The following is a 12,002-nucleotide window of genomic DNA, read 5'->3' as shown; positions in this document are numbered from 1 at the left end:
GAATATGGGTGGTGGCGATGTTACGAACCACTGAGCCTTTCCAGCCTTTATATTCAAGTAGGTAATAGTAGAGCAGGATTAACACTTCATTGGGATGAATGAAGTTGCCTTTCTCGTCAATGATACCGAGACGGTCCGCATCTCCATCGGTGCCGATACCAATGTCGTAACCTTCGGCTGCTACTAAATGTTTGAGTCGGTATAGCGTTGCCGCACTTGGTGAAGGCATTAAGCCACCAAAGTCTGGGTTTTTACCATCGTTGATCACGTCGACATCACAGCGACCATTGATCAGTACGGTTTGTAGCGCGTTTTTCGCTACGCCAAACATAGGGTCGATGAGAACGCGTAAGTTAGCCTTTTTGATCGCCTCAATGTCAATAAAGTCGATGATCGAGTCAACGAACTCGTTCATTGGGTTGATCACGTCGATCAGCTTATCTTCCACCGCTTGGTCGAAATCAACCGACTTAACCTGATCAACGGTAAGCTGGCTGATTTGAGTCTCTATCTTCTCGGTAATAATTTCGTCAGCATCACGCCCACCTTTGATAAACACCTTTATGCCATTGTAGTCGGCAGGGTTGTGTGAGGCCGTGATACATGCTGAGTAGGCGCAGCCCATCTCTTTTGCTTTGAACATCACAATCGGAGTTGGGACAAACTTGTCGATAAAGCTGACTGGAATGCCGTTGGCTGCGAGAACTTCAGTAAACCAACGACCTGCTTTGTCGGATAAGAAGCGACGGTCATAACCAACGACAAATCCTTTCTCAGCGACTTGTTCGTTGTTGATGATGTTCGCCAGTGCTTGAGCCACTAGGCAGACGTTATCTTTGGTGAACTCTTCACCGATAAATGCGCGCCAGCCACCTGTTCCAAATTTAATCATAACGATAATCCTTTGATTAAAGAGCCTCTCGAAAGAGGCTCATTGCTAGCGTTTAGCCAAGAACAACCACAACGTCATTGACGCTGCCTTCTGCTTGGACCGGCACAACGTCAGTGACAGGCTGACCATTCACAGTAATCGACTTCACGCCTTTGCTCACTGAGTTCGGGTTTTCAACCTTGATGTTGTATGTCGCGCCTAGCCATTGGCGAGTCACTTCAAATCCTGGCCATTCGGTAGGGATACAAGGGTCGATAGTTAGGCCATCGAAACCAACACGCACACCTAAGATGAAGTTCGTTACCGCAAAGTAAGCCCAACCTGAAGTACCAGTTAGCCATGGGTGGTTTGCTCGGCCATGATCTTGGTGGTCGCGGCCCATAATGAACTGTACGTATGAGTATGGTTCAGCAACACGTTTTTCGATGATGTCGTTTTGGTTGTATGGGTTAAGTGCATCGTAGAACTTCATAGCACGGTCACCACGGCCTAGCTTAGCTTCAGCCACCCATGCCCATGGGTTTGGATGTGAGAAGATTGCGCCGTTCTCTTTAACGCCTTGGTATACGCGAGTGACAAAACCGATATCGTCGTTTGGTGTTGCGAATGATGGTGAGTTTAGGTGCAAACCGTATTCAGAGAATAGATTCTCATCAACTGCATCCATCGCTTTCTCACCGCGCTCTTGAGATACAGCGCCTGATAGAACCGCAAGCGTATTCGACTCTAGGTGAACTCGACCTTCAGCTTGTTGAGCTGTACCAATCTTGTCGCCATCTTTAGTTAGACCACGGATGTACCAACCGCCTTCATCGTCCCATAGGTGTGTTTCACACGCTTCACGAACGTTGGCTGCCATCTCTGTGTACTTCTCAACATCGTCTTGTTTGCCAAGGAACTTAGCTAGGTCGATAAACTCTTGTAGCGCCCAGAAATGTAGGAAAGACACCATTGAAGACTCACCACCACCTAGGTTTAGACAGTCATTCCAGTCAGCGCGTAGGCCTTTACAGATACCAGTTTGGCCCACGTACTCTGCAGAGAAGTCTAGCGCAGCCTTCATATGGTCATAGACAGATGCGTCGCCGCCATCTGCGTAAGGAATTACTTCATCGAAGAAGCTGTGCTCACCCGTTTCCATCACATACTTACAGATGGTAGGTACCAGCCATAAGTGGTCATCAGAACAGGTGTCTTCGATGCCGTGGATCTTATCGTCATCCGATGGTGTTGGAACAACTGTTGGTGATTTAGATGGAGCGACATCCGCTTTCTCTGGATCGAACCAATCTGGATCGAATAGGTGTAGACCGTAACCGGCTTTAACCTGACCGCGCAGTAGATCAACGATGCGCTTGCGCGTCATGGCTGGGTTGGCATGAGGCACTGAAATTGCGTCTTGGGCTGTATCACGATAGCCAAGACCTGTACGACCACCCACCTCAATGAATGAAGCAAAGCGAGACCAAACCACACAGGTTTCTGCTTGGTAAAGTGTCCAAGCGTTGATCATGGTGTCTAGGCCTTCATTTGGAGACTTAACTTGGAACTTATCGCAACGCTCATCCCAGTGCGCCTTGATACCTGCAAATGCAGCATCAACATTCGCAAGGTCTTGGTATTTCTCACGTAGGCGCTCACCGTTGCCTTTACCGATACCTAGGATGTAAGCAAAGCGAACTTCTTCACCCGGCTGGATAGTGAACTGCTTGTGCAGCGAACCACAGTGGTTGTAACACGTTTGCGCTGTGTTCGAACATTTACCTTGCTCTACTGCGATCGGGTTTGCTTCATCACGGTATAGACCTAAGAAGCTATCACGTTGGCCGTCGTAAGAGTCTGGGTCAAACGTTGAAGCTAGGTAGTAGAAACCTTCGAAGTCGTTGGTGTTGTAGTACAAGTCGTACTCAATTACGCCGTCTTTATACTCAGTGCCAGCAGAGTATAGCGACATCTGGTGGTTCTGGTTATCGGACTGAATGTGGCTGAAAGAGAACTCAACAAATGAAAATGCGCTAATAGTGCGTGGTTTGTCAGACGTGTTCTTGATGACAACATCCCATACTTCAGCGTCTTCACCTTTAGGTACGAACAGAGTTTTGGTTGCTTCTATACCGTTGTAGTCACACTTAAATTTAGAGTAAGACAAGCCATGGCGAACTTCATAGCTCGCTTCATCCAGGCTCTTAGCGACTGGTTGCCAAGAGATTGACCAGTAGTCGCCAGTTTGATCGTCGCGTAAGTAGACATAGTGTCCTGGGCGGTCGAACGTCGCATTTGGGCGGAACTTGGTAACACGGTTATATTCAGGTGAGTTGTAGAATGAGTACCCCCCTGCATTGTGTGAGATGACGGTACAGAACTTTTCTGTGCCCAAGTAGTTGGTCCATGGCGCAGGTACGTCTGGTCGAGTGATGACGTATTCACGATTGTCGTTATCGAAATAGCCGTATTTCATGTTGATTTCCTTTTTACCAAGCTGCCACTGTAGCAGCCAAAAATATTAAGCTAGTGAAAACCGCGAATGCTCACCATTCGCTCTTGTGTATTAATTCCAAGGTGTTCGGTATTGAATACCTTGCTTGTGTAGCAAAGGAAGGTGTCCCTTCAGCCTTGCCAAATAATCCATCCAATCTCGCTGGGGTTTCTCGGTCCAACAGGCTTCTGCCATCGCAGTGAGGCGAGGGAACGTCATGTAATCCATACGTTCTTGCTCAGTGATGATTTCGCTCCACAGCGCACACTGAATACCAAGAATTCGTTTGCGGACTGGATCTGAGTCAGGAATTTGCTCCAAAGGCTCATAGCGATAGGCATTTTCAAGTGGAATAACCGCAGCCCAGTCCACCCCTGGCTCCTTGGGGCTGTAATCTTGGGTCATATCTAAGTAGGTCGATTGTGCAGGTTGTAAAACGACATCGAAGCCTTGCTTAGCGCAGTTGAGAGCAGCTTCCTCACTTAGCCATGAGTAAATCACTGTATCTTTGCTCACTTTGTTGCCATGTTGCGCCTCTTCCCAGCCGACCATTCGCTTACCCAGAGAACGAAGTTTCTGCTCGGCATAGCGGAGCAGGTGACCTTGAAGCTCTTTCGGGCTGTTATAGCCTTGTTCTTCCATCAGTTTCTGACAAGAAGGACTCCCAAGCCATACACCATCAGGAACTTCATCCGCTCCGATATGAACCCAGGGAGATGGGAAGAGCTCTGCTACCTCTTCAAGTACGAGATCGAGAAACTGATAGGTGCCTTTAAGTGCAGGGGATAGCACATTGTCGTTGTAGTGCTGAATACTGCGGAATTGAGAACGATCATCAGGATCTTGCAACAACTCAGGTAGTGATTTAATGGCAGCACGGCAATGGCCAGGAATGTCAATTTCTGGAATGATGTTGATACCGCGATCTTCAGCGTAGGCAATAACCTCTTTGACTTCTTCTTGGCTGTAGTAACCGCCATAAACGTTAGCCAAATGACTGAATTGCGGTTCTAGCTGCGTGCCGGTACCACGGTAGCTACCCACTTCAGTTAGTGCTGGTAGTGCTTTGATTTCTAAGCGCCAGCCTTCATCATCGGTCAGGTGCCAATGGAAAGTATTGAATTTGTAATGCGCTAGCTGGTTAATGAGTCGTTTTACTCGCTCGACTGAATAAAAATGACGTGCGCAATCAAGCATCATGCCACGGTATTTAAAGCGTGGAGCATCGATGACTTTAATATAGGGAACAGTGAGATTCTGCTGTTCGTCCCGCTTGACTAATTGTAAAAAAGTCGCACTAGCATGAACAAAACCAGAGCGTGAACCTGCCTCAAATCGGACTCCAGCAGCACTGACGGTTAGTTGGTACTCACCTTCATCAAGGGTCGGGTTATTACGATAGACAATATCGCTATGACCTATGGTTTGAGCGCTAAAGTCATACAGTTTTTCTAACTCCGATTGTAGCCAAGTTGCCGCTTTTTCGGCCAGTGTTGCTTGCAGAGTAATTTGGCTAGATTGAGTTAATTGAAACGCGCCTTCAAAACGTTCAAGCTTGTTTGGTTTTGGAATCACAGCGAGCTCTTGCGCTTCAACTTGTGGTAGTTCCGTTCGATCACGAAATGGGGACGCGAGAGCTATCGGCGTTAGGACAACTGGGTGTTTAACCTCGCCATTATTAGCAATAATCAGCGCATCTTTTAATCCATCGGTGTAAAAACGTAGTGGAGCTGTGTTGATACTAAATTCGCAGTAATAGTGCTGATTCGCTTCTAGGGTACCGATATCCGGCGTTACCGAGCAGTAGCTACCAATCTGAGTTATCTCGCCGTGGGTAAAACTGTCAGGCAAGATAAAGCGGTCGATGATGAACTCTAGTTTCCAGTTTTTCAGTGCCTGATCGGTCAGGTTATGCAGTGTTAAACCAAAACGACAGAACTGTTTTTGCTCGGAAAGGACGGCTAATTCTACGCGAAAGCTCATAATGTTACCTTGAGTAAAGGTTGTGCTTAGGTTGTCCCGCAATCATGAGTGCGCCTTCAATAGCGTCAAATTGCGGTTCAACGATCCAAGACTGAACGGGAGGGGACAGCCAAGCTTTGATACGCTCAGCAATACTGCCCATTAAGCAGATACGTGCTGCGCCTTTACGGTTGAGTGCGATAAGGAACATTTCGATATCTGCAGCCGTTTGTTGGAGCATGTCTAGACCTAGACGGTCGCCTTTATAAGCGTGTTCGAATATCGCGGGAGAAAACTGACCGTAGTCACGCGGTAGTGCTGATTTCGACCACTCGACAATTTGGTCAACATCGTTATTGAAGTGAGCGAGTACATGCTGTGCTAGCGGTGTTTTTTCAACGATGCCATCTTCAGCAAGCAGTACTTGTTGAATCAAACGTAGCCCCATGACTGCGCCGCCGCCTTGGTCTGAAATAGGGAACTCGCGTCCGCCCACAACATGCTGTTCACCGTTGGCGAGATAGATTCCGCAAGAGCCTGTACCGGCAATCATGATCGCTCCGTCATCGCCATTGTGAGCCCCAACACAAGCGCCATAGGCGTCGGTATTCAATACCAGGGATGCAAATGGGTGCGGTAAAGCCATGAAGCTGTTCCACGCCCCTTTATGCTCTGCACCGGCGAGTGCTAGCCCCACATGCATACGCGAAAAATCATTGTTTGAAAGATCGCCTTGCTGTGCAGCTTTAGTAATGGCTTCAACTATCGAAGCCATTGCAACGTCGGCACCAAGCATGATGTTGGCGCTGCCACTTTTGGCCTCACCAACCAAGTTGCCTTGTTCATCTCTAATACGAGCTCGGCAAGAAGTACCGCCGCCATCGATACCCACATATAGGTTACTCATTGACCGTCTCCTTTACTGTATTGAAATAAGCGAATTGTGTGAGAACAGCGAGTAAGTACCATGCGCCGTGAGGAATCCATTGTTCCCCCCAACGCCAGTTTTGCAGCATGTCGTCTTTTTGTTTTGGCGGATTGAAAGCAATGTCGTTTTCATCGTCAAAGCCTGCGGTAATACCATTACAGATACCGCCCTTGGCATTGAAGAAGCCGAGATTAGGTAGATAGTCAGGGTTGTTGAAGCCGTGGCCGTCTAGCATACACATGTGATATGGGTTTAATCCCAACACCCAGTTAAGGCTGTTCTGTGCGTAAGCGAGAAGCTGTTGGCGAAGGGTTGTATCTTCAATATGTGGCAATGCTAAGAACGCCATGCTACTTAAAGAGCCAAGACGAGCATTTTCACCTTGCCACCAATATCCACTTTCATTGTTCTGCGCAACAAAGAACGAATCACGTTTGTCCCCATCGACTGCTTTTACGTACTGGCGCGGGTAGCCAAATGGATTGGCGACTTTATTGGTAATTTCTAGTTCAAACTTAACAGCTTGATTGATGATCTGGGTTAGGTGTTTTTGTCGTTCACAATCCGGTTCGATACTTAAGTATTCGCATAAACTAATGACAGGCAACCCCGCTTCCGCTGCGTGGTAGTATGGGCGACTGCCATCATTGTTGGCAGACCAGAAATCAACAAAGCGGTCATCAGTTTGTTGGCGAGCGACAAGTTTGTCGCTCCAATAGCGACACTCTTGCAAGTAGTCGGTATTGCTGGTGGTGCGGTACAGTTCAGTGACCGCGAGTAGGGCGCAGTATTCATCGATGATGTTTTCTACACCATCATTAAGGTATTGGCCGTTGTGTTCTTTTAAATGCCAGTAGCCCTTTTCAGCGGCCGCTAGATACTCTTGATTGGTAAATGAGCCGCACTCGTCCAAGCGGGCTGCGTTAGCGAGGGCCGCGATTGAAACGCCGCCACCTTGTCGAAAACCTGCTTGATAGTCTTCAGACTTATGTCCGTCTTGAGTCGCGTAGGCACAGATTTCACGCTGTTTGATATCTTTTGACCACTTATCAAATACGGTCATATAGAAGTAGCCTGAGTCACTTTGCATGCGTACTAGGAAATCAGCGCCAAATAGAGCCTCTTCAACTAAACGAATTTTAGTGAAGATAGGTAGTTGTTGTTGATTATTTGCAAGCTCGAGCCCCTTAAGCATGTTCCATACAACCATTGGCGTTTGCTGAGGGTTTAAGTAGTTGGCATAGGATAGGTGGCTTAGATACTTACTCACGTCACCGGATGCGTCATACCAACCACCTTGAACGTCGGTGGTTTTATCGCTGCCAAAAATAGGAACTTGTTTGTCTTGCTTTTCAAAACGACCGCCGCAGCGTTGCGATTTTAAGTAGTGAAGAACATCAGAGAAAGTGGTATTGAGAAGCAGACCACTGTCGATAGTGAAAATTTCAGAGCGGACGTTATCGACACGGAGGTAGTAACGACCCAGATGTTCAAAATCAGAGAATTCAATACGAAAAAAATTCCCTTGGTGCCAATTGGCGACACTTGTGCCTTTCTCAATAGCAAGTTGTGCCACAGTTTGATGACTGTCTGCACAAACTAACAACGCAGTGGTAGTTGAAAGTCGTGTCTTGCGAGTCATTAAAACAGCCTGCTTTGGCCCAAGGGCTTCATAACCAATATGGTTAGTAAGTAGCAGCATTAAAATCTCCGAAAATTCAATATTGTTATAAGTTGAGCCAAGACATTGCTTGGCTCTTTAGGTTTTAGTTTTCGTATAGGTAACAGCGAACAAAGTGGTTTTCAGATAGCTGGGTTACTTCTGGTAGTTGTTCGCGACATTTGTCTGATGCATGTTGGCAGCGGCCTGCAAATGGACATCCAGCTGAAGCCGGTGTCCAAAGTGGGATTTCCCCTTTGTTACCTTTTAGCTTCTCGTGAATCGATTTGCTCGGATCTGGAACCGCTGAAACCAATAGCTGCGTATATGGGTGCTGAGGATTATGAATGATCTCCTCAGTGTCACCCCATTCAACCATATGACCGACATACATAACGGCTAAGTCTTCTGCGATGTAGCGAGCTGTAGCGATATCATGGGTGATGTAAAGTAGAGACATTTGCTTCTCAAACTTCATCTCTTCCATCAGGTTGAGTACACCTGCACGAATTGATACATCAAGCATCGAGGTTGGCTCATCGGCGAGAACCACTTCCGCACCTACAGCGATGTTGCGCGCTAAGTTAACGCGTTGACGTTGACCACCAGAAAGCTGGTGTGGGAATTTTTGCGCCGTCTCTTTAGGCGGAATAAGGCCCACTTGTTCGAGTAAGTCATATACACGCTCTTCCTGTTCCTTTTTGTTGCGAGGATCGACTTTTTTGTGGATCAGCAACGGACGTAGGATGTGGTGGAAAATATTGTGTGTTGGGTTTAGCGAGCCAAATGGGTCTTGCCATACCATCTGCACACCTTCGCGGTAGGCCATTAGGTCTGAACGCGAGTCAATTGTCTGGATATCTCGACCTTTGTACTCGATAACACCGTCTGTTGGTGCGTACATTTTTGCGATCATTTTCGCTGTGGTTGATTTACCTGAACCAGATTCACCTACCACCGACAAGCCGCGGCTTTTGTACATTTTGAATGATACGTCGTTAATCGCGCGCATCATTGGCTGTTGTAATGAGTTACTGTTGATCGGGAAATCCTTTACCAGGTTTTTCCCCTCTACCAGTAGCTCGCCAAGTTCTTTGCTCATAATTGTCTCCAGTAATCTTTATAGTTATTTCTCAATGGCTCGCTAGAGTTTGCTTTGAGCAATCGGTTCACCATAAAGGTGACAGTTTGAGAAACGATTTGGCTCGATTTGTCTAAGCTGTGTTTGTACTTGAGTACAGGTTTCATGAACGCGATCGCATCGCGCTTGGAAGCGACAACCTTGTGGAATTTCCAGTAGGTTGAGCGGGTTTCCAGGAATACCGGTTAGCTTAGTTTTTGGCCCAGTTAGTGGAGGGAAAGAACTACCTAGCCCTTTGGTGTAAGGGTGGTAAGGACTTTCAAGAATTTGTTTTGATGGCGCGACTTCAATCAGTTCACCTGAATACATGATGCCGATGCGATCTGAGAACTCAACCATCAAAGAAATATCGTGCGTAATAAACAAGATAGAGAAACCAAACTCTTCTTTAAGCGCGTAAATTTTTTGTAGAATTTCACGTTGAACTACCACATCCAGTGCCGTGGTTGGTTCATCCATAATGATCATTTTAGGGTTTAAAGCGAGTGCAATCGCAATCACCAAGCGCTGGCGCATACCACCAGAGAACTGGTGTGGGTAGTCGTTTAGACGGCTTGGGTGAATATCAACGATCTCCAACAGGCCCTCTGCACGTTTCAGTGCTTGTTCTCGGGTCATGTTGGTGTGACGCATGATAACGTCACAGAACTGATCTGCCATTGTGAGTACTGGGTTCAATGCATTCATGGCACTTTGGAATACCATTGACATTTCACTCCAGCGGAACGCTTGCATGCGTTCATCGCTGTATTGAAGGATATCTTCGCCGTTGAAGATAACCTCACCACCGGTGATAAACGCGGGCGGCTTATGTAGACGCATCAGCGAGAAGGCAACGGTTGATTTACCACAACCGGATTCACCAGCTAGGCCGAATACTTCGCCTGGGGCGATATCAAAGCTGACATTGTTACAAGCGCGAACATCGCCAGCATCTGTAATGTAATCTACGCAAAGATTGCGGATAGAAATAAGTGGTGCAGTCATAATTATTTATCTCCGCTCCAAAGTGCATTTTGAGGTGGTAGGTCTGGCGTACGTTCTTTCTTGTCTTGCTCAGCAAGTTTCTTCCAACGCTTCATACCTTTGTGTGAACGAAGTTGCGGGTTAGCAATTTCATCAACTGCGAAGTTAAGCAGAGCTAAGCCTGTCACCAATACTGTTAGTGCTAAACAAGGAGCCAGTACTTCCCACCAAGCGCCGATTAGCATCGCAGATGATGTTTGTACGTTATAAAGCATGATGCCCCAACTGATAGTACTTGGGTCACCAAGACCTAAGAATGAGATAATGGATTCCATACCAATCGCGTACATTACAGAGCCGATGAAGCTTGCGCCGACAATTGGGATTAGGTTTGGCAGAATTTCCACAAAGATGATGCGGATAGACGACTCTCCCAGAACTTCTGCTGCTTTAACAAACTCTTTTTCACGCAGGGCTAGAGTCTGTGAACGGATTACCCTCGCCCCCCACGCCCAGGAGGTACAACCGATAATGATGGCAATGGTCAGTGGCCCTGCCTCACCTATAAATGCGGCTAATACAAATAGCAGTGGGTACTGAGGAATAACCAGCATGATGTTCATCGCTGCAGTGAGTATGTCATCAACGCGACCACCAAAGTAACCGGCTGAAATACCGATAACCGTAGCTAGGAAACAAACAGTAATACCTGCGCCAAAACCGACACCCAGAGAGATACGTGCACCGTGAACAAGTTGCGACCAAATATCACGACCCATACGGCTAGTACCTAGAACGTGGTCCGCTTTTTTAGACATGATCATTGTACGACGGTCAGTTGCTAGGTTTTGCGCGACCCAACCATCAGGGCTTGCTTGGGCTGATTTAACGACAAAGCCTGGGTATTCATGTGGGTTACCTGTTCTCTTATCCGGAGCATGCTTTGAAAGCAATGGCGCAAAAATGGCCATGAATAAGAAAAGAGAAACAATTATTAGACCGATACGAGCGTAGGCATTGCCTAAAATTAACTGAAATAGTTGTTTCATAATTATTTACCTCCCTTGCGCAGGCGAGGGTCTAGAACGACATAAGCCATATCTGCAATTAAGTTAAATGACAGCATGAACAGTGTCATAATGATCAATTGGCCTTGAAGAACCTGATAGTCACGAGCATGAATCGCGTTTAGAAGAACCGTACCAAGACCTGGGTAGTTGAAGATGATTTCAACGATAAGCTGACCACCGATTGCCATACCTAGTGACATAGAAAGTGCAGTCACACTTGGTAGAAGCGCGTTTCGTGCTGCGTAGTTGAAAACAACGCGGTTTTCGCTGAGGCCCTTACCTTTCGCCATCGTGATGTAGTCTTCAGCAAGAAGGTTGATCATGTTGTTACGCATGTTGACCAAGAAGCCACCGATCTGAACGATAGATGCACAGAACAAAGGAAGAACGGCGTGGTAGGCAACATCTTTAATAAATGCCCAACTTGTCCAATCTGGCACCGTACCTGCTGTGTAAGCGTAACCGGTTGGGAACCATTTCAAGCCAATTGCGAAGATAAATAGCGCTAGCATTGCAATTACAACTTGAGGAACAGCCTGAACAATCAGCATGCCTGGGGTGATAAACGCATCGTATTTACTACCACGTTTCCATGCGGCGAAGATACCCAGGATAGAGCCTAGTGAGAATGACAGCATAACCGCTGTACCTGCTAGGAATAGTGACCAACCGAAGGCACCACCGAGCAGCTTGTTAACCGACAAAGGGTAAAACTGAATTGACGTACCTAGCTCCCAGCTCAGTACATTTTTCATGTAGGCAATGTATTGAACGAATAGGCCGCCATCGACGAAACCCAACAGTTCTTTCATTGCAGCGATACGTTCCGGTGTTACCTGTACCGAAGCGTTGGCAAACATCATGGTGACTGGGTCACCCGGCATTGCACGAGGAATAATAAAGTTTA

The 12,002-nt window shown here is 47.0% G+C and carries 8 protein-coding genes and 1 pseudogene; all 9 read right to left on the bottom strand.

Annotation, left to right across the window (positions count from 1 at the left end; translation table 11 throughout):
• Positions 1 to 892: pseudogene (locus QTO00_RS06650) on the bottom strand (phosphoglucomutase/phosphomannomutase family protein); the annotation flags it as partial.
• A gap of 52 nt (positions 893 to 944) precedes the next feature.
• Positions 945 to 3,350, bottom strand: coding sequence for a GH36-type glycosyl hydrolase domain-containing protein (locus tag QTO00_RS06645; RefSeq protein WP_331423799.1), 2,406 nt, complete (start codon positions 3,348 to 3,350; stop codon positions 945 to 947).
• A gap of 90 nt (positions 3,351 to 3,440) precedes the next feature.
• Entirely contained in the window at positions 3,441 to 5,351 is a 1,911-nt protein-coding gene (locus tag QTO00_RS06640; RefSeq protein ID WP_331423797.1) for a beta-N-acetylhexosaminidase, read from the bottom strand.
• A gap of 4 nt (positions 5,352 to 5,355) precedes the next feature.
• Positions 5,356 to 6,237 (bottom strand): N-acetylglucosamine kinase, encoded by an 882-nt coding sequence (locus QTO00_RS06635; protein ID WP_331423795.1) that lies wholly within the window; start codon positions 6,235 to 6,237, stop codon positions 5,356 to 5,358.
• A complete protein-coding gene (locus QTO00_RS06630; protein WP_331423794.1) occupies positions 6,230 to 7,960 on the bottom strand; it encodes a glycoside hydrolase family 9 protein in 1,731 nt (576 codons plus the stop codon). The genes QTO00_RS06635 and QTO00_RS06630 overlap by 8 nt, the downstream gene beginning before the upstream one ends.
• 64 nt (positions 7,961 to 8,024) lie before the next feature.
• Complete coding sequence (locus QTO00_RS06625) at positions 8,025 to 9,020, bottom strand: ABC transporter ATP-binding protein (protein WP_331423792.1); 996 nt, start codon at positions 9,018 to 9,020, stop codon at positions 8,025 to 8,027.
• A 42-nt stretch (positions 9,021 to 9,062) separates the two neighbouring features.
• Positions 9,063 to 10,046, bottom strand: coding sequence for an ABC transporter ATP-binding protein (locus QTO00_RS06620; protein WP_331423791.1), 984 nt, complete (start codon positions 10,044 to 10,046; stop codon positions 9,063 to 9,065).
• Positions 10,047 to 10,048: 2 nt separating this feature from the next.
• The gene (locus QTO00_RS06615; RefSeq protein WP_038206293.1) at positions 10,049 to 11,074 is read right to left on the bottom strand and encodes an ABC transporter permease; all 1,026 of its coding nucleotides are present in this window, start codon (positions 11,072 to 11,074) and stop codon (positions 10,049 to 10,051) included.
• Between the two features lie 2 nt (positions 11,075 to 11,076).
• The coding region (locus tag QTO00_RS06610) for an ABC transporter permease (RefSeq protein ID WP_331423789.1) at positions 11,077 to 12,002 on the bottom strand (926 nt) is incomplete at its 5' end.

The sequence above is a fragment of the Vibrio sp. M260118 genome, assembly GCF_036533755.1.
Taxonomy (GTDB): domain Bacteria; phylum Pseudomonadota; class Gammaproteobacteria; order Enterobacterales; family Vibrionaceae; genus Vibrio.
The sequence above is the reverse complement of the archived record's forward strand: the minus strand, read 5'-3'. Positions and strand labels throughout refer to the sequence as shown.